The following is a 26885-nucleotide window of genomic DNA, read 5'->3' on the forward strand; positions in this document are numbered from 1 at the left end:
CTGCAAATTTTATTAAATGACTGTAGCGAACGAGCACTATCACGCGTTATTTATATGGTCAATAAACTCATCATTTTTGAAAAATCGCACTAGCTCAAATTTCTTTGGCTGGAAGGAACTTGCATTAATGATTAGATTTTCGAGATCGTCGATATCCCAACAAATCATTGCAAACTCTTTTTCACCCATATACTTAGCAATATCAGACTGATGCTTATCTAAACGATCTAAATTTGGGGCAATGATGATTTTCTTCTCGTGATCTAATAGAGAAAATATTGATCCAGCGCCTGCATGACTGATTACAAGATCATATTTAGAATATTCATTTTCAATAGATTGAATAAATTCAACTTCCTTGTAATTTTTCGTTTCCGGGTTTGACAGGCCATTCGCCTTTTGACACATAAAAAAATGGTTGGCCATATGTGGAAGCGCTGAAAGTGATGCAATTTGCTTGATAAGTTTATCAAACCGAGTGGTGCCTACGGTCACTAAAATTTTCATAGCACTCCGGAAAATTTGGCTTTTTTATACTGTTTTAAAAGCGTCTTATGCTGAACATAAAACTCATCCGCAATTAAAGACATGATTCTACCAGTGAAGGACTTCGTTTCGAATCTGGACCATGTTTCGAGATGGATTATTTTTGCGCCGACGATATATTTAAAATAAAAAGCGGGAATAAGAGCTACACCGGGTCCAGTTGAAACCACCACTTTTATTCGATGAGTTTTGTGGATCTGTAGACAGACCTTGATCTGATGTAACTGATTGAAGCGAAGCACACTAGTAAACGTTGAGTATTTATTTCTAAATTCACGAGTGACATAATGCTTATCAGACCACTCTTCCTTAATTTTATAATCTGAGAGACTGATTTTATTTTTATTTATATCTCCACCAATTCTTTTCATCAATCTGTTCATCTGGGCTCGGTGTCCTCCCTCGCCGTAAATGAATAAAGCGCTATCCTCTTTGTTCATGTTAAACTGCTTCTCCATTCTTAAAAGCCGTCCTGATCAGGGTTCTAAAATAAGCGTATCTGATTAAATATAAAACCATCAGGAATAAAGACATTACTGGGATAAGATATATCACCGAAATAGTAATGAAGTATTGCCATACTAAAAACAATGACAAAACCACAATAAATACAAAAAAGTTAAATATCAGTGAGATTTTTTCTTTGCCAAGGAATAAGATTATATTTGACTGCACTAATGATAGTTGCGAAGAGAGAGTAAAAAGCATTACAGGCACGACGATTGCCATTATTTCATTAAAGGTAACGTAGGAAAGCGACATTTTAACATAAAAGATTAATGGCAGAATGCTACCAAAGCATACAAGCGCTGATATGATGATAACTTTTTTATTGATCGCGCGATAAACTTTTTCTTCTTTGGACTTAGCACACTCTACCAACTCTCGATAAAAGTAGTTCATGTATGCACGTGAGAAGACAGATATAATCCCAATTATGCTAATAGTGAGCCCCAGAACCGACATTGATTCATCGGAAAGTATCTCTCGCGAAAAGTAAGGTAAAAGAAAAACGATCCCTGTAGAAATGAGCCCCACGAAGCCAACATTTAGGGAGAACTTCCAATCCAGTCTATTAAAAGCCTTGCTATCAGATACGGTTATCCACGCTCGCTTAACATATACATGGTAAATAATTTGATTAATGATTGTCGCGATAAAGTAAGCCAGGAAGAAAATATCAAGAGGTTTTAAAGAGACAAGATGTAGTTTGCATAGCAGCATACCTACCGCGAAAAGAACCAACGCAAGCGAATCATAAATTAAGCCGGGCAGTGCTTTTTTATAATAAATATAATAATAACGAAAGATTTGGTTGATAGCCAGGCATGCAAGAGAGCCGGCGAATATTAAAGTATCAATTGAATTTAAGTCTAGCGTTGGAGTCGCCAACGCTAAGGTAATAATCGAGGCTGCTGCAATACTAAGGAGTAAAACGTAATTAAAGTATTTCATGCTCACTTCAGAGCCGTCTTTAATAAGCGTTGTACCAAGTCCCTGGCCGAGGAAAATCACTGCAACAGTTAAAAATGAATAATAAACAGCAAAGAGCGCGATGTCTTTTTGGACAAACACAAGAGTCAATAAGAAGAAGATCACAACCCTTGCTGCTCCAGAAGATACAGTATATCCAAGCCAAATCAATTTATTAATTATAGACATTTAAACGCCTCAAGCAGCTTTGTTTGCGCTATTTCATTCGTATAGCTGTTCAAGACCGTTTGCTGAGCCTGATGAGACATCGCTTGAAGCGTTTGTGATGACATATTGAGCATTTGCTCAATTTTATTTTTATAGTGTCCATCCTCATAAACAATAAAACCGTTTTGGTTATTATCGACAAACTCGTTGAAAGAGGGGATATTACTTAAAAGTGGAATCATCCCCGTAGCCATCGCCTCTAAAGGAACCAGTCCGAGGCTTTCACTTTCTGAAGGATAGATTAGCACATCATGTTCCTGAAAAATTTCAGCCAAGCGAACGTGCCCTACGGCAGGAGAAAATTGAATATTTGGTAAATGAGCTGCACTTTTAACTAACGAACTCAGTTCTGGACCATCACCAACAATAGTTAAATGAATTTTACTTTTATCGTGGTCGGACAGGTTTTCAATTGCCTGTATTGCCAGATCCACACGTTTACTCTTGATGAGTCGTCCAGCAAAAAGCAGTTTAAGCGGAACACCGAATTCACGGTTTTTGAACGTAAAGAGTTGGGTATTAACGCCGCCAGAGGGGCTTATTGCACATTTAAGTTCATCGAGTTGATACTCTTTTTTGGTAAAGTCCAGATAAGACTTTGAGGGAAACACTATTTTTACTGCGTTTTTCAACGCGTTGGACACAATAGCCTTTTTTATACGAAAGAACATGCCGCTGGTTCCGTTAAGCCGCTTAACGTCACCACCGTGTACGTGCACCACAATTTTTTTTCTTCTTACGCAATTTCCAATTTTTACCGGCAGATAGCAATGAGACGCATAGTGTAAATAAAGACAATCACTTTTGGTCAAAAGAACTTTAGCCAAAATGGAGATATAAAAAACAAGGTAGTTATAAATTTTAGTAACTTTGCTTTTAGAAATTTTATTAAGAACACACAATTCAATTTCATGTCCATTATTACGCAACGAATCAGCTGCGTTTTTAACGAACCCGCCCAGATGTGGCGTATCCGGACCTGGATACATATTACTTATGAGCAAAATTTTCATTCGAAGGCCTTTTCAATAAACAACCAACTATCGTGCTAATCGCTTTAATGATCATTACGCATAAAAAGAATTTAAATGAGATATACATAAACACTTCTAAACCGTCACGCACCCAAAAGAAGCAGTAGCCAATGCAGGTTATAAAGGTAATCTTTATCGTAATCATCCTGGTTTTTTTGGTTACTGCGTCAATGAGTTTTAATGTACTTCCTGTAATAAGTCCCCAAAGCCAAAACCAAGTTGTGCCAAACATAATGATAAAGCTACCTACAATCGTTGGTGATATGGTCAACTGCGTATCCATATTTAGGATATAGGTTGTATAAAAATAGCCGTTATTCAAAAAGTTAATCGGTTTTGACTCCCATAAAAAACGAGGAACAATAATCGCAAACTCATTGAAGAAGGTAGAAAAGTACTGAATATTCCCTGTTTTATCAATATATTCAATAATATCTTTTATTGCATAAATCGGAGAGAAAGAATCCAGGGCGAATGAAATCATGACCGATGAACCAGACAGGATCATACTAATGACGTCATCAAGACTGGACCCATAACGTAAAGCACCTAATACAATTAAAGCTACACAGCAACATGCTGATAGGATTGCTATTTCATTTATACGAAGTACTTTTCTCTCATAGGCAAAATAAGTTATAGCAAGAACCGCCGCGCCCATTACATTTCTTGAGCCGCCTATAACATAATAGTAAACAGAACCACAGAAAATAGCCAATGCGGTTGCCAATATAAAGCGTAGCTTAGTTGGTTTACGAAGAAAGAATACAATTGAGGAAGGCACAAATGCGTACATTAGAATAATCGAAAGGCCGCCACCAGAATTTTGTTCAAGACGAGCTTCGTAACCACCGCCAAATGCCACACCATTATTTTTTACATAGATCATCAAAGCAAAAATATATAAAATCAGACCGCAAACGACAAATATTCTTGAGTTAATACTTCTGAACCATAAGTTAGATAAATCATCTGAATGATTATACCGTGAGGACACTTTTATTGGTGTTATAAAATACGATAAATGGATTGCGAATAAGCTTAAGAATGAGAACCAGAATACCTGAGTATATCCCTCCTCTAGCGGAATACCCTGTATCCAGACAGATAGATAATATACAAAATTCACCACAAAGTAGAAAATAGTAAAAACGCGAATATATACGCCTTTTATAAAGTATATGGTGCAAATAATATATAAAAGAGGAAGTAAAAAATACAGAGATGCCATCAATCTGCCTTTAGGTAAAATATTAGCATTACTAATAAAGGGAATGAGCCACAGCGCTCAACATGGTCGGGCCACGCTACCGCCCTTGGCTCCTAAGCTACCAACATGCTTATATTCTATAACAAATTTTTGAACGCCGAATACGCAGTTCCGGTTCCTAAAATATGCGGATAATTGTCTGACGTATCTCGTTTAGAAACAAGCAAAAAGTTATAGACGATCGTACTAAAACGCCCTTGCCTGTGTCAGAAACATTAAAAGGCGGTAGCGTTCTATCCATTGTGAACGCTTACCACCTTAGATTGATACTATGCGGGTGTATACCGAAGGTTTAGTGCTCTTTAAGCAGCTTCTCAATCCGGCTTCTGAACTTCGCCCCTTCCTTCAGGTTACGCAGACCGTAGTTCACAAACGCCTGCATATACCCCATTTTCTTACCGCAGTCATAGCTGTCACCGGTCATCAGCATGGCATCAACCGACTGCTTTTTCCCCAGCTCAGCAATCGCATCGGTCAGCTGGATACGGTCCCAGGCGCCCGGCTCGGTTTTTTCCAGCTCAGCCCAGATATCCGCATTCAGCACATAACGGCCTACCGCCATCAGGTCGGAGTCCAGGGTCTGCGGCTGATCGGGTTTTTCGATAAACTCAACGATACGGCTCACCTGCCCTTCCGTCTCCAGCGGCTCTTTAGTCTGGATGACAGAGTACTCAGAGAGATCGCCCTTCATACGTTTCGCCAGCACCTGGCTACGGCCCGTTTCGTTGAAGCGTGCAACCATTGCCGCCAGGTTGTAACGCAGCGGATCGGCAGAGGCGGTATCAATGATGATATCCGGCAGAACCACGATGAACGGGTTGTCACCCACCACCGGGCGCGCGCACAAGATGGAGTGTCCCAGGCCCAGCGGCTGTGCCTGACGCACGTTCATGATGGTCACGCCAGGAGGGCAGATAGACTGAACTTCCGCCAGAAGCTGACGCTTAACGCGCTGCTCAAGCAGCGCTTCGAGTTCATAAGAGGTGTCGAAGTGGTTCTCTACCGCATTCTTTGAAGAGTGCGTTACCAGAACGATTTCTTTGATACCCGCAGCAACAATCTCGTCGACGATGTACTGAATCATCGGCTTGTCAACGATCGGCAGCATCTCTTTAGGAATGGCCTTTGTGGCTGGCAACATGTGCATGCCCAGACCCGCTACCGGTATGACTGCTTTCAAATTAATCATTATTTCTTCCACCTTAAAATGGTTGACGAATTATAGCTTTTAAACCTGTTTTCGCCAGCATGTTTTGCCGTAAATATGACGTAATCCTAGGTCACCCCACCACAAATTACAGTAGTTGTAATCTGAATAGATCGCGATTATGTTCCAGGAATAGTCGCAAAATAGTCTGTGTGATTACCTGTGCGGCAGCGCAAAATTCAACCGTTCCGTATTCACCACGTGTTGATCGACCCGATCAATATCCACCGAGCTCTGCCCCTTTTCATTAACCGCTTTTATGTTCGCGAGCGACAGCAGCGTCTCGTTTTTAGCCATAAACTTCCCGCGCACGTCTTTGCGCAGGTCGAAGTTCATCTTCAGCGCGGGGCCCGTTGTGGACTCCTGCATCACGTTGATATTACGCAGGAAAAGGTGCTGCGGCTTGTTGTGCAGCTCCAGCGTGGCCCGCTGCATGTTGACGTTGGTAATGGCGACAAACGACGTGGCATTGCCTGAAGAAATCTGAATTCCGCGCAGCTTATAGGCAAGCTGTCGGTTATCCAGATGAATATCGTTAAGCTTGAAGTTTTGCGGTATCGACAGATAATCGCCCTTAATCACGCCATACCCGATTAACATTCCGGCGCTGTTTACCATATCGACATTATCAATAACGAAATTATCACAGCCATAAATAGCTACCGTCGCGTTATCAATTCCGGCCTTTTTACTGAAGTCAGGAGTGATATTGCTGGCCTTGATATTACGGATCACAAAGTGTTTACCGTTTTCGACATGGACCAGCTGCCGACAGTTGCTGCCGGTGATATTTGCCACAACGAAGTTTTTAACGGTCTGCTTTTCCGGATAGTCATTATCGTAGGTGCTGCCAGCAAGCCCAATGCCAATGCCCCAGTTGATCTTGCCGTTGGTGCAGTTGATGTTATCGATGACGTGGTCAGAGATCAGGATGTTGCGGTCGTTAATCGCCACGTTCCACTCTATCGCGTCACCCTGCAAATGGCTGAACTTGCTGTTGGTAATGCGCGCGCCGTCCACCTGATTATGGAATCCCTGGCGCAGAATGGCGTAGTTGGCCTGGCTGACGGTGAGGCGATCGATAAGCAGGTTACGCATCACTCGCGGTTTTTTGCCGCCAATGTAGATCTGGGTGACGGGGCCGAAGCCGCTCATCGCCAGCCCTTTAATGACGCAGTCGGAGCCACGCACGTCCAGCGTGATGTTATGCGTGCGCCCTTCTCCTTCCCCAATGACCTTGCAGCCTTCCTGGAGCACAAACCGCCCGCGTCCGTTGCCCTTCAGCGCGCCGCGGATCAGCAGGGTTTTGCCATCAGGAATAAAAATGCCGGTATTGATGTTTTCACAGGTTAACCCGGCGGGAACAACAACGGTATCGCCCTCGGTAAAGGCCTGCTTAAAGGCGGCGATCCAGTCGTGATTGTTGTAGCGATCGACAGAAACCGTCTTCCCGGTCGCCGCCCGCGCAGCGCGGGGCGACAACAGCGGCATGGCGGCCAGGACGGATAATGAAGAGACAAATCGGCGTCGGGTAATCTTTTTCAGCATACAACCTCAGCGTTACAGCGTTTGCAGCAGGCTCGCTAACTGGCGATTAATCACCTGCTGATTGAATTCTGCTTCAACTTTTTGCCGCGCATTTTGCAGCACGGGGATCAGCGTCTGCCGATCGATGTCACTGAACGCGGCCAGACGGTCCGCCAGCGCCAGCGCGTTGTTTTCGGGGACCAGCCAGCCGGAATGTTCAGAGGTGATCAGCTCCGGGATCCCGCTGTGCAGCGTCGAAACAACCGGAATGCCGACCGCCATCGCCTCCATCAGCGCCACGGGAATGCCTTCCATATCGCCGTCGGCGCCCGTCACGGAGGGCAGCAGAAACACATCGGCGTCATCGAGCATGGCCTTCACTTCGTGGCTCGGCTTAAAGCCGGGCATCTCGACCACGTCTTCCAGCTGATACTGCTCAATCAGCGTGCGCAGACGACGCTCCCACGGTCCGATACCCAGGATGCGGTAGTGGAAATCCACGCCGCGCGCCTTCAGCTGGCGACAGGCCTCGATGGCCACGTGCAGCCCTTTCTTTTCGGTCAGGCGGGCCACAGAGATAATTTGCAGCGGCTTGCCCGGTACCTTGACCGGTCGCTGGGTGAAGCGTTCCATGTCCACGCCCATGCGGGAAACGGTGATTTTGTCGCCCGGACAGCCCATAGTTTTCAGGCGTCCGGCCCACAGATCGCTTATCGGCAGCATCATGTCGCCACGGCGAAACAGCTGCTGATATTCTGGCGTGTAGTGGTTCAGCACTTCCCGGCTGGAGATATCGATACCGTGGAAAATGGTTGCGATTTTGCCCTCAATCACCCCCAGCTCACGCAGTTTCGCGGCGGTTACGCCTGCCGGTCCGAAGTGGGCGATAAAGACGTCGGCGCGGTACGGCTGGGCCGTTTGCCCGCAAATGGCGGAGAGGATCAGGTTGCGGGCCTCCGCCCCGTAGCGCGACATATTCAGCGCCCGCCAGGTCGACGCGCGATGCAGGCCGCGCAGCGTCTGGCCGGCGCGATGGCGCAGTTTGTTCATCCGTCCGGCGGGTTCGTCCTGTAACCAGCGGGTTTTCGCCTCCAGCCCATACTGGGTATACGCCGCATGGGTGTTCTGCGTATCGCCCTTTTGCAGGGCGATAATCTCCACGTCATATCCCATATCGATAAACGCGGTGATTTGGTTCAGCACGAAAGTTTCAGACGACAGCGGGAATTTCAGTAAGAAGAAACCAACCTTCATTTCCCCTCCCGGACGCGGTCGAGGACGGATTTCACCATCCCAATGCCCTTTTCGCGTTCGGCTTTTACCGCCACCGCCAGACGCTCGTTGATCGCAGGCAGCTGGCCGAGCGTGTCGCCCACCATTGCACCCAGCGATCCGTCCAGCAGATGACGAATATCGACGGCCATTTCCGGCATACCGAGCTGCTGCATAATGCCCGCGGACTTGTGCTCGTAGTTGATGGCGATGGCCGGCGTGCCGAAGTTCATCGAGATAATCGCAGAGTGCAGACGCGTGCCCACGGTCAGGTCGCAGGCGGAGAGCAGCTTGCCCATCTCCAGGTCGTTCAGCTCGTCCATCACCACGTGGTAGCGGGACGGATCGTTCACCAGGTTGCGCAGGTTCAGCGCCACCATGCGGTCATCCTTGTTGTAGCTGTCGATACCGGTACAGGTTGAGAGCGCCAGCACCTGGTAACCGCTGTCCAGCACGCGGTTGACTACGTCGGCAAAGGCTTTTTCGTACGCCGCCTGGGTCGTGCCGAGGCGTTTATCGAACGGAGCGAGTTCACGCAGGGTAATGGCGACAGTTTTCTGCTGTGCCGCCACGTCCAGCCAGTGCTGTACCGCGTAGCTGGCCTGGAAGCTGTCATCCTGATGATCCACCAGCCAGGCGGTGTCTACGCCGTGCTCCACTTTGGTGGTGTCGATTTCGCTGCGCTTCATCATGTCGAGGCTGACCGATTCACGCAGGATCAGCGCGTCGCAGTGGCCGAAGACATAGTTCGCCAGCTGGTTGAACTGCGGATCCTGGAACGGCCCGACGCTGTGGCCGATCATAAACAGCGGCTTTTTCGCCATAAAGGTGCAAAGCGCATGCTCAAACTGCGGCACGCCGTACAGGTCGACGAAGAACGAGCCGCCCACCTGAATAATGGCGTCATAACCGGACAGCAGACGCACGAAATCGGTAAAGCCCTGCGCGATGGCAATGTTGCGCAGCTTGCCGGTATCGGTGACGCGGGAAAGCAGCACCTGATGCTGGTAGCGACGACGCAGCACTTTCTTCACGCGCCCCATCACGCCCGCAGCGTTGTTGTGCTGTTTCATCTGGCTGTAGAGCGGGTCGCCCATCACCGGGCGGTTGAGTAACCAGGATGAGCTGACCGGATAACGGCTCATCACATCCACTTCTGTCTCAGGCTTAAGGGTGTTAATTGCATCCAGTAAACCGCGCAGGATGGCGCTGTCGCCACGGTTGCCGCAGGTATGGTTGCCAAGAATAAGTAATTTCATAATGGCCTCGTAAAATTAGCCTGCGCGAAGCAGCGTTTTCATTTTTTCGTTACGGCAAAACTGGCGCTTCATCTCGACCACCAGCGCATTGCGGGACAGCACAATCATCACGCCGAACGCCAGCGCGCCGGCCGCCACCTGCACCGCCAGCAGCGCCGCCAGCGGCAGATGCCCGTTGAGCACCACGCCCAGACCGTAGCTCACCGCAAGCGTCGGTAATGAGAGATAAAACGGCAGCCACAGGCTGAGAATGTACTGACGGTAGCTGGAGCCCAGAACCGGTTTGATCATCACGAAGTAGCTCAGCACGGTATTGACGATCTGCACCAGCAGGAAGCCGAGCGTCACGCCAATGGCGCCCGCCGTGTGGCCGCCCACAATAATTGCCGGAATAAACAGGAAGGTTTTAAACACGTTGAACTTGAAGCTGATATCCACGCGCGCCTTCGCCATCAGCAGAGAACCAATCGGGTTCCCCACCGAACGCAGCAGCCCCACAACGCACAGCAGTTGCAGGATCGGGATGATGCTGTTCCACTTCTCGCCAAACACCAGCGGCACGAAATTGCTGGAGACCACCATCAGCCCCAGCAGCACCGGGAAGTTGATGATCCCCACCACAGAGAGCAGCTTGTAAAAGTTTACGCGCAGCTTCTCGGTATCGTCCTGAATCTTGGCAAACGCCGGGAACAGCACGCGGGTAATGATTGGGTTAAGCTTCATCGGCGGGACAACCGCGACGTTGTACGCCAGGTTATAGCCGCCCGCGACGCTTGCGCCCAGAATGCGCGCCAGCACCAGCGTGGAGAGGTTAGTATTCACGTAGTTGATGATGCTGTCTGCCGTCAGCCATGCGCCAAAACGCAGGTTGGACGAAACAGACGCCAGCGAGAAGTGCAGCCCCGGGCGATAAATCTTGCGGCCAAAGAAGCCAAACAGCAGCGTGCGCACGGCAGAGTTAACGAGGTAGCCAAGAATGGCGGTCATCGCCAGCGGCCAGAAATGGGCGCTAACCACGGTGAAGGTAAAGCCCGCCAGCACGGCGCTGGTTTCAATCATGCCGATTTTGTTGAACTCCAGCTCTTTCTGCATCAGCGCGCGGAACTGCTGCCCGTGCGGGATCACCACAAAAGCAAACGACAGGGTGCGCATCAGCGGCGCCAGGTCCGGGTTATGCAGCACGCTGGCAATCACGTCACTCAGGAGGAACACCAGCACAAAAACGAAGATGCCCAGCCCGACATTCAGCCAGTAGAGCGTGGTCAGCTCCAGATGGCTGATCTCTTTGCGCTGGATAATGGAGTTGGCGATACCGAAGTCAGACAGCGTATCGGCCAGCGCGATAATCACCAGCGAGACGGTAAGCAGGCCAAACTGGTGGTTATCAATAATGCGCGCCAGCACCGTCATCTGCACCAGCCCGAGGCCGATGATGACGATGGTGGCCATGGCTGACCATTTTGCGCCGCTGATGGTTTTTTCTCGTAAGCTCATCTTAGTACGCCGCTTTGTTCACGAAACCTTTGAAAATGGTCAGAAAAACAATCTTGATATCGAACCAGAGGCTCCACTCGCGGATGTACTCCAGGTCGAACTCGATGCGTTTTTCCATTTTTTCCAGCGTGTCGGTCTCGCCGCGCCAGCCGTTGATCTGCGCCCAGCCGGTAATGCCTGGCTTCACCTTATGGCGCAGCATGTAGCCTTCAATCAGGGTACGGTACTGCTCGTTATGGGCAACGGCGTGAGGACGTGGCCCGACGATGGACATCCCGCCGGTGAATACGTTGATGAACTGCGGCAGCTCATCCAGCGAGGTACGGCGCAGGAAGTTGCCCACGCGGGTGACGCGCGGATCGTTCTGCGTCGCCTGGGTCACCACCTTGTCGTTCTCCATCACCTTCATGGAGCGGAACTTCCACACCATGATCGGCTTACCGTCCATGCCGTAGCGGGTCTGACGGAAGATGATCGGCCCCGGCGAACTGATCTTCACCGCCAGCGCAATGCAGCACAGCACAGGGGAGATCAGCAGCAGGATCAGGGACGACAGCACAATGTCTTCCACGCGCTTCAGCACGCGGTTGATCCCCGACAGCGGCGTGTCGTACAGCGGAACAACCGGCACCCCGTTTACCTCTTCAATACGGGAGTGAAGAATGTTGAAGGTGAACACGTCCGGGATGAGGATCACCGAGCAGGTGGTATCCGCCAGCTCGCGCATCAGTTTCTTGATGCGGGATTCATCTTTCATCTGCATGGCGATGTAGACGTTATGAATTTTGCCGGCTTTGGCGTCGTCGATAAGCTGTTCGTAGTTGCCCGCCCAGTCGGACGGCACGCCGCCGGGCTTCGCGTCGTGATAAATCCCGACCACTTCAAAACCTAACCACGGCTCTTTGCGGAAGCTGTCGAGCAGCACCTGCCCGACCGGCAGATCCCCCGCCACGGCAACGAAGCGGCGGTTATAGCCGCGGTTGCGCAACCAGCCTGCGCCGAAGCGGATCAGCGAACGGCAAACCACCATGCCAACGCTGGTCAACAGATACCAGCAGAGATAAGTCACAAGGCGGTTATCAAAATCATGGCTGAACGCCACCAGGCCTGCGCTGAAAATCAGGCTTAAGGTCCAGTTCTGGAGCAGCAGCATCAGTTCGGTGGTCATTTTGACGCCGCGCCATGAACGATAAAAATCGGTCATGCCGCCAATCATCTGAAACACCACCAGCGCGATCAACGCCATCAGCAAATGCATGTAGAAGAACGACTGCCCGCTGACCCAACACACCGCCCACAGTCCGCCGACCATGATGGTGATATCAGAAAAACGCTGCACCATTGAGATTAACGATGCATTCGTTCTCGCTCGTTCGCGCTTTTTTAGATTTGTCATCGTTGTTCCTTTAGTTCTAAACCTTTCCCCTCACCCTACCCCTCTCCCCAAAGGGGAGAGGGAACTTGAATACCCTCTCCCCTTTGGAGAGAGGGCTGGGGTGAGGGGCAGTTTTTACTGATTCAACAGCGCCAGAATGTCCTTCGTTCGCGCTTCCATCAGCGCGGTATCGGCCCGGGACTCCACGTTCAGGCGCACCACCGGCTCGGTGTTTGAGGAGCGCAGGTTGAAGCGCCACTGCGGGAACGCCATGCTGATACCGTCGGTACGGTCTATCTCCAGCGCGTGAAGGGCAAAGTGGTGTTCAACGCGGGCGATGGCCTCGGCGGGCTGTGCCAGCTTGCTGTTGATCTCGCCGCTGGCCGGGAATGCCGCCATGCGGTCGCGCACCAGCTCACCCAGGCTCTGCCCTTTCAGGCACAGCAGTTCGGTCACCAGCAGCCACGGGATCATCCCGCTGTCGCAGTAGGCAAAATCACGGAAATAGTGGTGTGCGCTCATCTCGCCGCCGTAGATGGCGTCTTCCTCGCGCATACGCTCTTTGATAAACGCGTGGCCGGTTTTGGACATCACGGGCTCGCCGCCCGCGGCCTTCACCACGTCGACGGTGTTCCAGGAAAGACGCGGATCGTGAATGATCTTCGCGCCCGGGTTTTTCTCAAGGAACGCTTCCGCCAGCAGGCCAACGATGTAGTAGCCTTCGATAAACTGCCCTTTCTCGTCGAACAGGAAGCAGCGGTCGAAGTCGCCGTCAAAGGCGATACCCATATCGGCACCGTGCTCGATCACCGCGTTGCGGGTGTCGTCGCGGCACTCCGGCAGCAGCGGGTTAGGAATACCGTTCGGGAAGTTGCCGTCAGGCGTGTTGTGCACTTTGACGAACGTTACCGGCACGTTCAGCGCCTTAAAACGGGCTTCAAGTGCATCGACAACCGGGCCTGCCGCGCCGTTGCCGGAGTTGATCACCAGCTTCAGCGGCTTGAGGTTTGCCACGTTGATGTAGCCCAGCAGGTGGTCGATGTACTCTTTTTGCAGGTTGATCTGCTTATAGCTGCCGCGGCTGGCTTCATTCACCGGCGGGAAGTCGTTGGCCTCGGCCAGACGCTGCACGTCGCGCAGGCCGGTGTCGCCGCTGATAGGACGCGCGCCCTTGCGCACCAGCTTCATGCCGTTATAGTCCATCGGGTTATGGCTTGCCGTCACTTCGATACCGCCGTCCACGCCGAGGTGGAAGGTGGCAAAATAGATCTCTTCGGTACCGGAAAGGCCGATGTCCAGGACATCCACGCCCGCGTCCTGTAGCCCTTTCGCCAGCGCCAGCTTCAGGGATTCACTGGTCAGACGCACGTCGCCGCCCAGCACGATAGTTTGTGGCTTCAGGTATTCGCCGTACGCGCGGCCAATGCGCCACGCGATGTCTTCATTCAGCTCTTCGCCCAGCTTGCCGCGAATGTCGTAGGCTTTAAAACAGGTTAATTTTTCCATGATGACCCCTTTTTCAGGCAACAGTTGGCCCTGACCAATTAATGGCCAAATTTATTTTTGTCATTCGTAGGCCCGGTAAGCGCAGCGCCACCGGGCATGTTGCGGAGTGCTACACGCGCCCGTAGCGATCCTGGAAGCGGATAATGTCGTCCTCCTCCAGATAGGAGCCGGAGCGCACCTCAATTAAGTCGAGCGGAATTTTCCCCGGGTTTTCCAGGCAGTGCGTTGCCCCCAGCGGAATATAAATGGACTCGTTTTCGCCGAGCAGCTTCACTTCACCGTCGATGGTCACTTTGGCGGTACCCGCCACCACGACCCAGTGTTCGGCGCGGTGGTGGTGCATCTGCACCGACAGCCCCTCACCCGGCTTCACGGTGATGCGCTTCACCTGGTAACGTTCGCCCGCGTCGATGGAGTCATATTTCCCCCACGGACGGTACACTTCCCGGTGGATATGGTGCTCGTGACGGCCGTCGGCCTTGATCTGCTCCACCACTTTTTTCACGTCCTGCACGGCGTTACGGTCGGCAATCAGCACCGCGTCTTTGGTCTGCACCACCACCAGATCTTTCACCCCGACCGTGGTGACGAGGCCAGACTCGGCGTAAACGTAGCTGTTTTCCGTTTTGTGGCTGATGACATCACCGTGATGGACGTTACCCTCCGGGGTGTGTGCGCTTATCTCCCACAGTGATGACCAGGAGCCAACGTCGCTCCAGCCCGCATCCATCGGCACCACTACCGCATCTGCCGTGCGTTCCATCACCGCATAGTCGATGGACTCTTCCGAACAGGCGAGGAAGGCCTCTTCATCCACGCGGATAAAATCGAGATCCGGGTCCACCACCGCCATCGCTTTTTCGCAGGCGCTTAAGATATCCGGACGGTATTTTTCCAGTTCTTCCAGATAGCGCCCGGCGCGGAACAGGAACATGCCGCTGTTCCAGTAGTATTCACCGCTGGCCACGTACGCCTGCGCGGTTTCCAGATTAGGCTTCTCGACAAACTGCGCCACGTCAAAGGCCACGCTGTCGCCCTCGCCCGGCGTTACGCTGCCGCGGCGAATGTAGCCATAGCCGGTTTCCGGCAGGTCCGGCACGATGCCGAAGGTCACCAGCTTGCCGTCTTCTGCATAAGGAATGGCCGCCCGAACCGCGTCGCGGAAGGCGTCTTCCTGCTGGATAACGTGGTCAGCCGCCAGCACCAGCATCAGCGGATCGCAGTCCGGGCTGCTGCGTTTTGCCGCCAGCGCTGCAAGGGCGATAGCGGGCGCAGTGTTACGTCCGGCAGGCTCCAGAATGATATTTTCGGTCAGTTTGTTCAGCTGGCGCAGCTGCTCGGCAACGATAAAGCGGTGCTGTTCGTTGCAGATCACCACCGGGCTTTCGCACTCCACGCCGTGCAGACGGTTAACCGTCGTTTGCAGCATGGTGAGGTCGCCCTTCAGACACAGAAATTGTTTTGGATAAAGCACGCGGGACAGTGGCCACAACCGGCTCCCGGATCCACCCGCCATTACGACCGGATACAAAGTGGTTTGACTCATGATTTATCCCCGTATATCTGCAATAAATTGGCTCAGCACGTTCTCTTTCTCGAGCGTGCGTTCGGCATATTCACGTGCCACCGTGTTCTCTTTTGGCATGGCGAGTGCCTGCTCAATTCCGGTTACCAGCGCAGGGACCGATTCCGGCTCCACGCAAACGGCAATGCCCGGGTAGCTGTTGCACAGCTGGCCTAATTCGGTTCCGGCTTCTGCCGTAATCACCGCGTTTCCGCCCACTGCCAGAATATTGGTCAGCTTGGACGGCAGCACCGCATCCGCCGCGCCGCGTTTTTGCACTACCAGATGGCAATCCGCCATTTTCAGCAGCGCGGGCAGCGCGTCATAAGACTGAAGCGGGAAGAAGCGGATGTTGGTCAGTCCGCGCTCGCTGGCCATTTTCTCCAGCCGCGCCTTACCGCCGCCCTGACCGACAATCACAAACATCCACGGGTGTTCGCTCAGCTGAAGCGCGGCGTCAATCACGCTCTCCAGCCCCTGTTTTTCACCGATGTTGCCTGAGTAAAGAATAATTTTTTGTTCCGCAGGCAAGCCGAGCTTCGCGCGCAGCGCCTGCGCATCGTGTTCTGTTACATCGCGGAAGCGTGCCACTTCGGACCAGTTCGGGAAGAAGATCACCTTTTCCGCCGGAACGCCCTTCTCCTGCGCCTTGTTCATCATCGAGCGCGAGATGGTCGAAACATAATCCACGTTGTGCAGGCCGCTGCGCTCAAAGGCGCTGGCGAGCTTCGCCACCTTGCCGCCCTTGCCTTTCCCGGCCATCCCCAGACCGAGCATGGCGTCCACTTCATAATCCTGAATGTGCAGCAGGGTGCGCGCGCCGGAGAGTTTTCCCAGCAGGCGCATGCCCGGCGTGCAGAACAGCGTCGGCACCACGCCGATGATGCGATCCGGCTTCCAGCGACGCTGCGCCATCAGCGGGAAGAAACTGCTCAGGGCAAAGCTGCCCAGATGAATTAAACGTTTCAGCGTCGAGGGCTGTTTCGGCACGTAGAGCGGGCAGCGCCAGACGGTCGCGGCCCCCTCTTCGCGGCGATAGCGCCAGCTGGAATAGCGTTCGCCTACCTTCCACTCCGGGTAGTACGGCGGGGCGGTAATCACCCGCACGTCATGTCCCTGGCTCGCCATCCACTCGACCATCTCGCCGGTGTATTTCCCGATACCGGTTAATTCCGGCGAGTAGTTAATTCCGTAGACGAGGATTTTCATAGGCCTGGCACCTCGGCCTGACGTTCCGCGAGGAAGTACGCCCGACTGTTGTCGTGGACGTTGTCGCTTGCCAGCAGCGCCTCTGGCGTTAACCAGCGGTAATCGTCATGCTGAGAATCAGGCAGACGCAGGTCTGCCTCACTCACCTTCAGGCGGAACCCCAGCACGATGTAGTGCGTGGTGAAGCCGGTGCCTGAAAAGTTGTCGTCATAGAAGTGCTGCCAGACCCCGTAAAACTGGCCCGCTGCCATCGGCAGTTGCAGGCCCAGTTCCGCCAGAGTGAGACGCTCGAAGGCATTTGCCAGCGTCTCATCCTTCTGCACGCGCCCGCCGGGCACGAACCAGAAGCCCTGTGCAGGACGATTGGTTCGTTTCCCCAGCAAGAACTCGCCGCGTTCGTTCTCCACGATCAAATCAACTGAGATGAGCGGAGTGGAACGCACCACCGTGGCAAAATCTTCCTGACTTAAAAACATCATTACCCCCGGAAGCGGTGCTGGTTTTCCAGGAACCACTGGTAGGTGCTGGCCAGCCCCTGCTCCAGTGAGACCTCGTGATACCAGCCCAGCTGATGCAGACGGGTCACGTCCAGCAGCTTGCGCGGCGTGCCGTCCGGTTTGGTCGCGTCAAACACCACACGGCCCTTGTAGCCCACCACCTGCGCGATGGTCTGCGCCAGCTCGCGAATGGTGCAGTCCACGCCGGTCCCGACGTTAATGTGCGACAGCATCGGCTCGGTGTTTTCCTGCCACACCTCGCGATCCAGCTCCATCACGTGAATGCTGGCAGCCGCCATGTCGTCCACGTGCAGGAATTCGCGCATTGGCGTCCCGCTGCCCCACACCACCACATCCGGGGCGTTTTCGGCAGTCGCCTCGTGGAAGCGACGTAGCAGCGCCGGGATCACGTGGGAATTGCTCGGGTGGAAGTTATCGTGCGGTCCGTACAGGTTGGTCGGCATCACCGAGCGATAGTCGCGGTTATACTGACGGTTGTAGGATTCACACAGCTTGATCCCGGCAATTTTCGCAATCGCATACGGCTCGTTAGTGGCTTCCAGCGTGCCCTGCAACAGTTCGCTTTCGGCAATCGGCTGCTTCGCCATCTTCGGGTAGATACAGGATGAGCCGAGGAACAGCAGCTTGTTCACGTTGTGCAGATGCGCCGCGTGAATGATGTTGCTCTCAATCATCATGTTCTCGTAGATGAAATCCGCCGGGTAGGTGTTGTTAGCGACAATGCCGCCCACCTTCGCCGCCGCCAGATACACCTGGTCGATACGTTCGCTGGCGAAGAAATCCTCCACCGCTTTGCTGTCAAGCAGGTTCAGCTCGTCGCGCGTGCGAACAATCACCTCGACGTCGCCGCGCTGTTCCAGCTGGCGAACAATCGCGGAACCCACCATTCCGCGATGACCGGCGACAAAAATACGTTGTTTTGTCATTCTCAGGACTCCAGCGCGATGGCAACCTCGTAGCCATGAGACTTGAGCAGGGAGTGTTTTTTCGCTGCTTCAAGATCTTTGGCCACCATCTCGGATACCATTTCTTGCAGGGTGGTTTCTGGTTTCCAGCCCAGCTTCTCGTGCGCTTTGGTTGGGTCGCCCAGCAGGGTTTCCACTTCAGCAGGACGGAAGTAGCGCGGATCAACCTGGACAATCACGTCGCCAGGCTTCACGCCCGGTGCGTCGTGGCCGGTCACGGAAACAACGATACCCTTCTCTTCCACGCCGGTGCCTTCGAAGCGCAGCTTGATGCCCAGCTGTGCCGCAGCCATCTCAACGAACTGACGTACGGAGTACTGCACGCCGGTCGCAATCACGAAGTCTTCTGGCTGCTCCTGCTGCAACATCATCCACTGCATTTTCACGTAGTCTTTCGCATGGCCCCAGTCACGCAGGGAATCCATGTTGCCGAGGTGCAGGCAAGACTCCAGGCCCTGAGCGATGTTGGCGATCGCACGGGTGATTTTGCGGGTCACGAAGGTTTCGCCGCGACGCGGAGATTCGTGGTTAAACAGAATGCCGTTACAGGCGTACATGCCGTAGGATTCACGGTAGTTCACGGTGATCCAGTAAGCGTACAGTTTCGCCACAGCGTACGGGGAACGCGGGTAGAACGGTGTGGTCTCTTTCTGCGGGATTTCCTGCACCAGGCCGTACAGCTCGGAAGTGGATGCCTGGTAGAAGCGGGTTTTCTTCTCAAGACCGAGGAAGCGAATCGCTTCCAGCAGACGCAGCGTACCCATCGCATCCACGTCGGCGGTGTATTCCGGGGACTCGAAAGAAACCGCAACGTGGCTCATCGCCCCCAGGTTGTACACTTCATCCGGCTGCACTTCTTGCAGGATGCGGGTCAGGTTGGAGGTATCGGTCAGGTCGCCGTAGTGCAGATGGAATTTCGGGTTTGCCGCATGCGGATCCTGGTAAATGTGATCGACACGCTCGGTGTTGAATGAAGAGGCACGACGCTTAATACCGTGAACTTCATACCCTTTTTCCAGCAGCAATTCTGCCAGGTAAGAACCATCTTGTCCGGTAACGCCGGTGATGAGAGCGACTTTAGACATGTTTATATTCCTCTGTACTTATCAAAGTTTTTCAGTTTCAACGCGTTCGCGTATCACCACTGCGGGGTTGCCACGGCAAACTTTATTTGCCGGTAGCGATTTAAAAACGCTGCTGCGGGCACCGACTACCGTGCCATCGCCAACAGAAACACCGGGTGCAACAAAAACATCCGTTGCCAGCCAGCATTTTTCACCGATTACAATAGGCGTAGCGGTAATATCAAAATGCGGGCTCATAAAATCGTGGCTGCCGGTGCACAAATAACACTTCTGTGACACCACCGAATTTGCGCCAATCGTAATCTCGCCAAGGGTATATAACACTGCGTCATCCCCTACCCAGGCGTAATCCCCAAGCGTTAATTTCCAGGGATAAGTAATTTTCACCGAAGGACGAATGACTACGTTTTTTCCTATTTTTGCCCCAAACAGGCGCAGTAAAAATGCGCGCCAGCGGTACAGTATTTGCGGGGACCAGGCAAATAACGTTGCCTGAACGGCCCACCACAGTTGAACCTTAATACCGCTCCCGCCCCGAAAACCTTTCGGCACGGAGAATCCATTTAATTCCTGCATTACGTTTCCTTATATCTCAGGCTTTGTTATATAAGGCTTTCGCTTTACCCGTCGTTTTCAGACGTAAGAAATAAGATAATTCCGCCCAGAACCCCGGCACGCGTAATATTTTACGCTGCACGTTTTTGGCATCCTGACACAATTCCAGATTATTTGAAGTTGACACGCCGCCCATTGAAAATTCAGATACCAGTCCTTTAATTCGACGGAACGGGTAGCCGGATTTGTACAGGCTGGCGGCCAGGGCATAATCTGATGACACTTTATAGCGCAAATCGTAAGGCTGTTTTTTCAGGCCGCTCATCGGGAAGAAAATAGCCTGATGGCTGGCCGGCAGGCTGTGGTAGATATACCAGCCTGGCTTCGCGCCGCGCAGCACTTTTTTCCCTTCACCGAAATCAAGCAGCGCATCGCCGATAAACATCGCATCTTCTTTCTGGCGCGCCAGCTGGCGGGCAAACAGCGCCACATCCTCATGGAACACGTCGCCGGAATTGAGGAAGATGGCGTAGCGCCCCTGCGCCATGCTGATGCCTTTATTCATCGCATCGTAAATGCCTTTATCTTTCTCGCTGATGTAACGTAAGTTGAACTCACCGTTGAGTTTTTCCAGGAACTCCGCCGTGCCGTCGTTCGAGCCGCCATCGACCACGATCCACTCAAACGTGAGGCTCGGATCGCGCGCCAGGTTGCGCAGCGAGCGCCAGGTTTTTACCACCCCTTCGTAGTTACGAAAGGCGACAGTAATGACGCTAAGAAACATAAATCACCTCATTTCGTCATACGCGCGTAATATTGAGCGCTTTGCGCAAAATAAACGGACAGACAATTAAGAAAGCATATTCCGGGCTAAATATTGACCCGGTAAAAAACAGCGACACCGGTGTGAACAGATAAAGTTGCACGCGAAAGTTCTGGTTATCACCAAACGCGTTAATCATCATTTTGAAAACTTTAAACAGATACCACAGTGTCAATAGTACGGCGAACCAGGAAAAATAAATAATTAACAGATACAGACCATTGTCTATGGTTTTTCCGACGTCCGCACCGTTAAAGATTCCGAATGATGCAACATATTCGTAAAGTGAGCCGAATCTTACTACGCCATCAATATGGGTTAAGGAATAACCCACCATCACCAGTGGACCCACGATGCGATAATAGGACGAAGAACCTTCCGTTCCCAAATCACCCAGACGTTCTGAAATGTACGGAAACGCGAATATGACGCCCACTAAAAATACCGTCAGAGAGATTATCGCCAGCGGCAGTTTTTTCTTAATCGCCTCTTTGTTCAGGTACTGGAACGCCCATTCAAGCAGGTAAAACAGGATAAACGTCATTACCCCTGAGAACGACCCAGACAGAACGATTCCTGCAAGAATCATAGCATCGGTCTTGGGGGTTTTGATACCGAACTGTTTGATGCTGAGCCAAATTGAGATTAATGCCAGAGCAAAAAACGCCGGTTCAAAATAGAGCGCGGTAGTACGCTTGCCACCAAACTTAATGAAGTTCAGTACATAGCTGTTACTGTATATAAGATATTTCGAAATTATTTCCATCAGGCTACTGCCGCCCGTGAGAATAATTTGCGCCATCTCCATTGCCGCAAGCATAACAATCAGCCCAACGGCAATATAAAAGAACCTGAGGATTTTCCGATAATTGTGCGGAGAAATAGTTTTAAAGCGAATACTCCATACCATGCCAATAATGATAACGATATAAACAAACAGCATGGTGGAGGTGACATATTTGCTGGCATCCAGCGACTGACCAAAGATGTAGTTAAACGCCGTCAGGCCAAACCCGATCCCCAGCGCAATCATCAGCTTTTTGAGGTTAAGCTTGTCAACGTACAGCAACAGCAGAACCGGCAGGAAGGTGACGATGGTGATCGGGAAGCTTTCACCGAGCTGGGCAATCTTAACGTTGACCAGCAGGTAAATCAGCGGCAGCAGCAGATAACTACAGATTCTGATAGAACGAGACATACTCCTCCAGCATCTGTTGTCCGCTGTATGCTTTGCGGCTGCGGTTGCGGAACGATTCCAGGTCCGTGCCAAAAACGGCCTGCGCAATATCGGCCTTCGACAGCTGCACCAGCGGCAGCACCTCCTGCTCGGCGAACGTTTTACCGCCCGATTTCTCCAGCACTTCCCGCGCCGCGTCGCTGTGGGTGGCAATCACCGGCACGCCAATAGAGAGCGCTTCGCACAGGATCAGCGGATAGTTGTCCACGCGAGAGCTGAACACCAGCGCGTCCATGCCGTTGAGCGCGCTCATCAGCTTGCGCTTGTCGGTTTCAAACCCGTGATTCACCACGTTAGCGCCTTCGAACGGCGAGAATTTGCCAAAGGTATGCAGTTCAATTTTGTCGCCGAGCGCCATCATGTCGCGCACCAGCTGCTGGTTGGTTTTGCCGTCGTAGCGCAGGTCATGGGCGACGACCGCAATTTTCGGCTTGCCGGCGGTAACGGCCACGGGCGTCAGTTCGGCCAGGATCTCTTCCGTCGCCACATCAATACCGTTGTTGATGATCTTGCAGCGCCCTGCCCCGTAAAGGCTGTTAAAAGCATCCGCCACGTGCTGGCTTGGAGAGATAAACGTGCAGCCGAGCGAAAGCATGTCGCGGAACAGCTGACGCTTGCCCTCAACCAGCTGATGCGCGCGATCCACCTTCACCGGCGGGTAGTTGCTGAGCGTGGGGCATTTCTGGCAGGCGTTTTTCCAGCCCTCGCATCCGTCGGTGAACGCGCAGCGTCCGGTCACGCTCCAGTGGTCGTGCAGCGTCCAGACGAACCGGGTATCCGGCTTGTGCGCCTTCACCTTGCCGCAAAACGCCACCACCTCATCCAGATTCAGCCAGTAGCTGTGCAGCACGTGGAAGTGCAGCACAACCGGGCCGCTGGTGCGGGTGACGGTGCGGTAAAGATTATTCAGGTTGCCAAACAGATCGCGGTTAAACAGGCGGAACAGCGCAATATTGGCGATGGAGGTCAGACGCGGCGTCTGCTTCAGCACCTGCGGATAGTTATCATGGCTGACGCTTTTCTTGCCGCCCTTGCCGTAACCGTAAACGAAGCGCGACTGGAGTCCTTTTTGCAGCGCGCGCTGGTGCAGATCCAGCGCTACGCCTGCCGCCCCGCCCTCTGCGAGGCGCACGTTAAATTGCAGAATGTTCATTTAATCACCTTCACGCGGGCTTTTTCACCCACCACCAGCGCGTTGTCCGGAATGCTGTCCAGCACCACGCTGCCTGCGCCAATCGTCACGTTATTGCCTACGCTAATATCGCCAATCATCACCACGTTCGCCCCCAGCTCGACGTTATTGCCGATGACCGGGCAGGCCAGGCTGTCCGGCCCGCGGTTGCCGATCGTCACCCCGTGGCGAATGGTGAAATCATCACCCGCGACCACGAATTTGTTGATGACGACCGCATAGCCGTGATGAATGGTAAAGCGGCGACCAATGGTGGCCGCGGCCTGAATTTCATAGCCAAAAAAGCATTCGGTGATGATGCGATACAGCACCAGCACCGGCGCGGCCCAGATATTGTTCAGTACGTTTTTCTTGCGCCACACCGAGCAAAAGTGCGCAATACGGTAGGCCAGAACCATGCAGCACGGACGCAGGCTCCAGCTGTTTGCGCGGCAATCTTCCAGAAACATTATTTCCCCCGAAGCCCGTCAGCCAGACGCTTGCCGTTACGCACCGACAGCAGCGTCAGCAGCGTGCGCCAGTTCATGCGCTTATTGCGGATCTGATAGAGGGTAAAGAGCTGATACTTCCGGCTGGCACGGTCAAACTTGTCCTTGTGCTTGCGGTAAAAATGGAAGTAGCCCGAGAATTTTTTCGGTGACGAGGTGATCTGCATCTCTCCGTGGTTGATGTGCAGGATCTGCGTGGCCTCTTCCACCTTCCACGGCTCGCCGTACTCCACCACCATGCGCAGGAAGATGTCGTAATCCTGCGCGGCCTTCAGCTCGGTATCGAACAGGCACTCCTTAAAGCGCCACGCCCAGGTAAACACCTGATTGCCGATAATGTTGCGCTTGTAGAACAGGCGGCGGGAATAGGGTGATTTCGGATACAGCGGCAGGCTGGCCGGCTGCGAATACACCTCGCCCTGACAGACGTAGTCGTTGGCATAGAGAAACGCGTGAGTCACCAGCTGCGCCTTGTGCGACAGGAAAATAGACAGGCGGTTTGGCGTCCATTCGTCATCGTCGTCGATACCGGTGAGATACTGCCCTTTCGCCTGCATAATCGCCTGATTGCGCACCGCGCACGCCCCGGAGTTGATGGCGTTGTGCGTGTACACCACGCGCGGATCGTTCAGGTCTTCAACAAATTTTTGCAGCTGTTCGTAAGAGGAGGAACAGTCATCCACGATAATCAGTTCCCAGTTATCGTAATCCTGACGCAGGACCGATTTAATCGCGCGGATCGCCAGCTGCTGACGATTCCATGTCGGCATATAGATAGAAATCAAAGGGCGTTGTGTGCTCATGTATTCCTCCTGCCCCCACCCCTCACCCTAACCCTCCCCCCTGAGGGGAGAGGACCGGGGTGAGGGGTGTGGGGTGTGGGGTGTGTTTTGTTATTTAGAGTCAGACTTGTATTCGTACTCGTAATAGCCGTAATCCTGATACCCGGTCGCGCGGCGGAAGATGGAGTTCAGGATGACCCCTTTCACCTCGATGCCGTTCTGCTCGAAGCGGCTCAGGCTGGTTTCCACTTCCTTCAGGGTGTTCACCGCATAGCGTGCAACCATCAGCGTGGTGCCCGCATGACGCCCCACGACGGCGGCGTCGGTGACGGCCAGAATTGGCGGGGTATCGATCAGCACCAGGTCATAGTTTTTGCTCGCCCACTCGATCAGCTGCGTGAAGCGCTCGCTCATCAGTAGTTCAGACGGGTTTGGCGGCACCTGGCCGCGCGGGATCAGGTCAAATTTCGGAATCGACGTCGGCTTGGCGCTCTCGCTGATTTCCCCTTTCCCGAGCAGGATTTCGGACAGGCCGTTAACGTTGTTGGTCCCCAGCAGCTCATGGGTGTAGCCCTTACGCATATCGCAGTCGATCAGCAGCACGCGCTTGTTGGTCTGGCTCACCACCGCCGCCAGGTTGGCGCAGACGAAGGTTTTACCGATTGACGGGCTCACGCCGGTCATCATCAGGACGTTGTTTTTGGCCTGCATCATGGCGAAGTGGAGGCTGGTACGCAGGCTGCGCACCGCTTCAATCGCCAGGTCGGTCGGGTTACCCACGGCCAGCAGCTGGCTCTGTTTGTAACGCTTCACGCCCTTAACGGTTTTGACGTTGTCACGCGACTTCTGCCACTCGGAAAGCGGGATGCTGGCGTAAACGCTGATACCGTGCTCTTCCAGCACCTGCGGGCTTTCGATACCGCGGTTGAACAGGGAACGCAGCAGCACGCCGACGATGGAGAGCATCAGGCCGAGAATAATGCTGCCGAAGATAATCAGCGCCTTCTTCGGCTTCAGCACGCCCGGCTGGGTGATAGCCGGGTCAACGATACGCACGTCGCCGACGGTGCTGGCTTCGGTGATTTTCAGCTCCTGCTGTTTGTTCAGCAGTTGCATATACACCTGCTGGCCGGATTCCACGTCACGCGTCAGACGCACGATTTCCTGCTGCGTCTTCGGCATCGCGGTCACGCGGTCGTTCAGCTTCGCCTTCTCTTCTTCCAGCGTGCGGCGTTTCTCCAGCAGCGTGCGGTACGCCGGGTGACGCTTGGTATAGAGCTTGGAAATTTCCGCCTCTTTGAAGGTCAGCTCGTTCAGCTGCGCGTCGATATTGACCATGGAGTCGAGAACCGATTTCGCCTCCAGCGGCAGGTCGACGGAGTCTTTATCCTGACGGTACGCGTTCAGCTTATTTTCGGCGTCGTCCAGACGGGCGCGCACTTCCGGCAGCTGTTTACTGAGGAACGCCAGGCTTTTCGCGGCCTCCGCAGACTTGCGCTCGATATTCTGCTCAAGATAGTTGCGGGCGATGCTGTTCAGGATGTCGCGAATTTGATCTTTATCTTCACCGGTGAAGGTCATGCTCAGAACGCCGGTGTCCTTGCCGTTTTCGGTAACGGTCAGGTTGTTTTGCAGATTGTTGATCATCCCGAGCGTGGAGTACTTGGTGACCGTAAACTCACCGCCCTCGTGCGCGTGGATGGCGCCAACCCGGATGCTCACGCCGTCTTTGGTCAGCATCTGCCCCACCTCTCCGCGCACGCTCAAGCCCGCGTCGCTGGTCAGCTGATACTGTTTCGGTCCCAGCACGGTCAGGGTAAAGGTTTGATCCCCTGCCCCTTTTGGAATCACGAAGTCGGTAACTTTTACCGTATCGTTACTGCGCCCCATCAGGCGATCCCAGCCTGCGCCAAACACCGGGAAGGTATTTTTGGTGACCGCAATATCCAGCCCCAAATCGTGAACCGTTTTGCCCAGAACCAGGCGCGACTGGATCAGCTGAATTTCGGCTTCCGACGCCGGTGGCTTATTGGCCAGCGCCGAGCCGATATCCTGAACCAGTGAGTTACCGGTATTTTGTTCGATCTGCACCAGCGCATCGGCGCTGTAAATCGGCGTCGCGAACAGCGTATAAACGATCGCCGCCACGGCAAAAACGGCGGTAATACCCAGCACCCACCATTTCGCTTCAATAACGGTCCCGACAAGGCGACCGATATCGATTTCATCACTGCCCGACGTCGGGGCGGCAGAAGGTTTTGTTTTTTCTGTCATTG

At 53.0% G+C, this 26885-nt stretch carries 24 protein-coding genes; all 24 read right to left on the minus strand.

Annotated elements, in window-relative coordinates; all coding sequences use genetic code 11:
* Positions 1 to 39: 39 nt before the first annotated feature.
* Positions 40 to 507, minus strand: coding sequence for a PssE/Cps14G family polysaccharide biosynthesis glycosyltransferase (pssE, locus tag N5C09_RS08865; protein ID WP_193033656.1), 468 nt, complete (start codon positions 505 to 507; stop codon positions 40 to 42).
* Positions 504 to 1004, minus strand: a complete 501-nt coding sequence (gene pssD / locus N5C09_RS08870) for a PssD/Cps14F family polysaccharide biosynthesis glycosyltransferase (protein ID WP_193033655.1) — start codon at positions 1002 to 1004, stop codon at positions 504 to 506. The genes pssE and pssD overlap by 4 nt, the downstream gene beginning before the upstream one ends.
* Positions 988 to 2208, minus strand: a complete 1221-nt coding sequence (locus N5C09_RS08875; protein WP_193033654.1) for a hypothetical protein — start codon at positions 2206 to 2208, stop codon at positions 988 to 990. Before N5C09_RS08875 ends, pssD begins: the two co-directional genes overlap by 17 nt.
* Positions 2199 to 3260, minus strand: a complete 1062-nt coding sequence (locus N5C09_RS08880) for a glycosyltransferase family 4 protein (RefSeq protein ID WP_226848101.1) — start codon at positions 3258 to 3260, stop codon at positions 2199 to 2201. Before N5C09_RS08880 ends, N5C09_RS08875 begins: the two co-directional genes overlap by 10 nt.
* On the minus strand, positions 3238 to 4512 hold the full coding sequence (locus N5C09_RS08885) for a WzyE family oligosaccharide polymerase (RefSeq protein ID WP_279748890.1): 1275 nt from the start codon (positions 4510 to 4512) through the stop codon (positions 3238 to 3240). Before N5C09_RS08885 ends, N5C09_RS08880 begins: the two co-directional genes overlap by 23 nt.
* A gap of 331 nt (positions 4513 to 4843) precedes the next feature.
* Complete coding sequence (gene galF, locus N5C09_RS08890; protein ID WP_048244533.1) at positions 4844 to 5740, minus strand: GalU regulator GalF; 897 nt, start codon at positions 5738 to 5740, stop codon at positions 4844 to 4846.
* Positions 5741 to 5914: 174 nt separating this feature from the next.
* On the minus strand, positions 5915 to 7306 hold the full coding sequence (gene wcaM, locus N5C09_RS08895; protein WP_279748891.1) for a colanic acid biosynthesis protein WcaM: 1392 nt from the start codon (positions 7304 to 7306) through the stop codon (positions 5915 to 5917).
* A 12-nt stretch (positions 7307 to 7318) separates the two neighbouring features.
* The gene (wcaL, locus tag N5C09_RS08900; RefSeq protein ID WP_279748892.1) at positions 7319 to 8539 is read right to left on the minus strand and encodes a colanic acid biosynthesis glycosyltransferase WcaL; all 1221 of its coding nucleotides are present in this window, start codon (positions 8537 to 8539) and stop codon (positions 7319 to 7321) included.
* Positions 8536 to 9816, minus strand: a complete 1281-nt coding sequence (gene wcaK / locus N5C09_RS08905) for a colanic acid biosynthesis pyruvyl transferase WcaK (protein WP_064910358.1) — start codon at positions 9814 to 9816, stop codon at positions 8536 to 8538. Before wcaK ends, wcaL begins: the two co-directional genes overlap by 4 nt.
* A gap of 15 nt (positions 9817 to 9831) precedes the next feature.
* The gene (gene wzxC, locus N5C09_RS08910) at positions 9832 to 11310 is read right to left on the minus strand and encodes a colanic acid undecaprenyl disphosphate flippase WzxC (RefSeq protein ID WP_131637772.1); all 1479 of its coding nucleotides are present in this window, start codon (positions 11308 to 11310) and stop codon (positions 9832 to 9834) included.
* Between the two features lies 1 nt (position 11311).
* Positions 11312 to 12706, minus strand: a complete 1395-nt coding sequence (wcaJ, locus tag N5C09_RS08915; protein WP_063866523.1) for an undecaprenyl-phosphate glucose phosphotransferase — start codon at positions 12704 to 12706, stop codon at positions 11312 to 11314.
* 114 nt (positions 12707 to 12820) lie between these two features.
* Positions 12821 to 14191, minus strand: coding sequence for a colanic acid biosynthesis phosphomannomutase CpsG (gene cpsG, locus N5C09_RS08920; RefSeq protein WP_063450247.1), 1371 nt, complete (start codon positions 14189 to 14191; stop codon positions 12821 to 12823).
* 109 nt (positions 14192 to 14300) lie between these two features.
* On the minus strand, positions 14301 to 15737 hold the full coding sequence (gene cpsB / locus N5C09_RS08925) for a mannose-1-phosphate guanyltransferase (protein WP_279748893.1): 1437 nt from the start codon (positions 15735 to 15737) through the stop codon (positions 14301 to 14303).
* A gap of 3 nt (positions 15738 to 15740) precedes the next feature.
* Positions 15741 to 16964 carry a colanic acid biosynthesis fucosyltransferase WcaI gene (wcaI, locus tag N5C09_RS08930; protein ID WP_112793236.1) on the minus strand — a complete coding sequence of 408 codons (1224 nt, stop codon included), beginning with the start codon at positions 16962 to 16964 and terminating at the stop codon, positions 15741 to 15743.
* Positions 16961 to 17440, minus strand: coding sequence for a GDP-mannose mannosyl hydrolase (locus N5C09_RS08935; protein ID WP_204643621.1), 480 nt, complete (start codon positions 17438 to 17440; stop codon positions 16961 to 16963). Before N5C09_RS08935 ends, wcaI begins: the two co-directional genes overlap by 4 nt.
* A gap of 2 nt (positions 17441 to 17442) precedes the next feature.
* Positions 17443 to 18408, minus strand: coding sequence for a GDP-L-fucose synthase (locus N5C09_RS08940; RefSeq protein WP_063450251.1), 966 nt, complete (start codon positions 18406 to 18408; stop codon positions 17443 to 17445).
* A 2-nt stretch (positions 18409 to 18410) separates the two neighbouring features.
* Positions 18411 to 19532: a GDP-mannose 4,6-dehydratase gene (gene gmd, locus N5C09_RS08945; protein WP_003863514.1), complete on the minus strand. Its 1122-nt coding sequence runs from the start codon at positions 19530 to 19532 to the stop codon at positions 18411 to 18413.
* 21 nt (positions 19533 to 19553) lie between these two features.
* A complete protein-coding gene (gene wcaF / locus N5C09_RS08950) occupies positions 19554 to 20108 on the minus strand; it encodes a colanic acid biosynthesis acetyltransferase WcaF (RefSeq protein ID WP_063450253.1) in 555 nt (184 codons plus the stop codon).
* Positions 20109 to 20124: 16 nt separating this feature from the next.
* Positions 20125 to 20871, minus strand: coding sequence for a colanic acid biosynthesis glycosyltransferase WcaE (wcaE, locus tag N5C09_RS08955; protein WP_063450254.1), 747 nt, complete (start codon positions 20869 to 20871; stop codon positions 20125 to 20127).
* Positions 20872 to 20887: 16 nt separating this feature from the next.
* Positions 20888 to 22108 carry a colanic acid polymerase WcaD gene (gene wcaD, locus N5C09_RS08960; protein WP_063450255.1) on the minus strand — a complete coding sequence of 407 codons (1221 nt, stop codon included), beginning with the start codon at positions 22106 to 22108 and terminating at the stop codon, positions 20888 to 20890.
* Positions 22083 to 23300: a colanic acid biosynthesis glycosyltransferase WcaC gene (gene wcaC / locus N5C09_RS08965; protein WP_063450256.1), complete on the minus strand. Its 1218-nt coding sequence runs from the start codon at positions 23298 to 23300 to the stop codon at positions 22083 to 22085. The genes wcaD and wcaC overlap by 26 nt, the downstream gene beginning before the upstream one ends.
* Positions 23297 to 23788, minus strand: a complete 492-nt coding sequence (wcaB, locus tag N5C09_RS08970; protein WP_063866528.1) for a colanic acid biosynthesis acetyltransferase WcaB — start codon at positions 23786 to 23788, stop codon at positions 23297 to 23299. Before wcaB ends, wcaC begins: the two co-directional genes overlap by 4 nt.
* Positions 23788 to 24630 carry a colanic acid biosynthesis glycosyltransferase WcaA gene (gene wcaA, locus N5C09_RS08975; protein ID WP_006811246.1) on the minus strand — a complete coding sequence of 281 codons (843 nt, stop codon included), beginning with the start codon at positions 24628 to 24630 and terminating at the stop codon, positions 23788 to 23790. Before wcaA ends, wcaB begins: the two co-directional genes overlap by 1 nt.
* Before the next feature lie 90 nt (positions 24631 to 24720).
* Positions 24721 to 26883, minus strand: coding sequence for a tyrosine-protein kinase Wzc (wzc, locus tag N5C09_RS08980; protein ID WP_279748894.1), 2163 nt, complete (start codon positions 26881 to 26883; stop codon positions 24721 to 24723).
* Between the last annotated feature and the right edge of the window lie 2 nt (positions 26884 to 26885).

Origin of the sequence: Enterobacter sp. GD03975 (assembly GCF_029838645.1) — a bacterium.
GTDB classification, from domain to species: Bacteria; Pseudomonadota; Gammaproteobacteria; order Enterobacterales; family Enterobacteriaceae; genus Enterobacter; species Enterobacter quasihormaechei.

Coding starts and splice junctions, on each gene's coding strand:
- wcaI (WP_112793236.1), bottom strand. CDS start 16,964: ATGAAAATCCTCGTCTACGGAATTAACTACTCGCCGGAATTAACCGGT.
- N5C09_RS08875 (WP_193033654.1), bottom strand. CDS start 2,208: ATGTCTATAATTAATAAATTGATTTGGCTTGGATATACTGTATCTTCT.
- N5C09_RS08885 (WP_279748890.1), bottom strand. CDS start 4,512: ATGGCATCTCTGTATTTTTTACTTCCTCTTTTATATATTATTTGCACC.
- wcaF (WP_063450253.1), bottom strand. CDS start 20,108: ATGCAGGAATTAAATGGATTCTCCGTGCCGAAAGGTTTTCGGGGCGGG.
- N5C09_RS08880 (WP_226848101.1), bottom strand. CDS start 3,260: ATGAAAATTTTGCTCATAAGTAATATGTATCCAGGTCCGGATACGCCA.
- wcaK (WP_064910358.1), bottom strand. CDS start 9,816: ATGAAATTACTTATTCTTGGCAACCATACCTGCGGCAACCGTGGCGAC.
- pssD (WP_193033655.1), bottom strand. CDS start 1,004: ATGGAGAAGCAGTTTAACATGAACAAAGAGGATAGCGCTTTATTCATT.
- gmd (WP_003863514.1), bottom strand. CDS start 19,532: ATGTCTAAAGTCGCTCTCATCACCGGCGTTACCGGACAAGATGGTTCT.
- cpsB (WP_279748893.1), bottom strand. CDS start 15,737: ATGAGTCAAACCACTTTGTATCCGGTCGTAATGGCGGGTGGATCCGGG.
- wcaL (WP_279748892.1), bottom strand. CDS start 8,539: ATGAAGGTTGGTTTCTTCTTACTGAAATTCCCGCTGTCGTCTGAAACT.
- N5C09_RS08940 (WP_063450251.1), bottom strand. CDS start 18,408: ATGACAAAACAACGTATTTTTGTCGCCGGTCATCGCGGAATGGTGGGT.
- wcaA (WP_006811246.1), bottom strand. CDS start 24,630: ATGAGCACACAACGCCCTTTGATTTCTATCTATATGCCGACATGGAAT.
- wzc (WP_279748894.1), bottom strand. CDS start 26,883: ATGACAGAAAAAACAAAACCTTCTGCCGCCCCGACGTCGGGCAGTGAT.
- galF (WP_048244533.1), bottom strand. CDS start 5,740: ATGATTAATTTGAAAGCAGTCATACCGGTAGCGGGTCTGGGCATGCAC.
- wcaM (WP_279748891.1), bottom strand. CDS start 7,306: ATGCTGAAAAAGATTACCCGACGCCGATTTGTCTCTTCATTATCCGTC.
- N5C09_RS08935 (WP_204643621.1), bottom strand. CDS start 17,440: ATGTTTTTAAGTCAGGAAGATTTTGCCACGGTGGTGCGTTCCACTCCG.
- wcaD (WP_063450255.1), bottom strand. CDS start 22,108: ATGTCTCGTTCTATCAGAATCTGTAGTTATCTGCTGCTGCCGCTGATT.
- cpsG (WP_063450247.1), bottom strand. CDS start 14,191: ATGGAAAAATTAACCTGTTTTAAAGCCTACGACATTCGCGGCAAGCTG.
- wcaC (WP_063450256.1), bottom strand. CDS start 23,300: ATGAACATTCTGCAATTTAACGTGCGCCTCGCAGAGGGCGGGGCGGCA.
- pssE (WP_193033656.1), bottom strand. CDS start 507: ATGAAAATTTTAGTGACCGTAGGCACCACTCGGTTTGATAAACTTATC.
- wcaB (WP_063866528.1), bottom strand. CDS start 23,788: ATGTTTCTGGAAGATTGCCGCGCAAACAGCTGGAGCCTGCGTCCGTGC.
- wcaJ (WP_063866523.1), bottom strand. CDS start 12,706: ATGACAAATCTAAAAAAGCGCGAACGAGCGAGAACGAATGCATCGTTA.
- wzxC (WP_131637772.1), bottom strand. CDS start 11,310: ATGAGCTTACGAGAAAAAACCATCAGCGGCGCAAAATGGTCAGCCATG.
- wcaE (WP_063450254.1), bottom strand. CDS start 20,871: ATGTTTCTTAGCGTCATTACTGTCGCCTTTCGTAACTACGAAGGGGTG.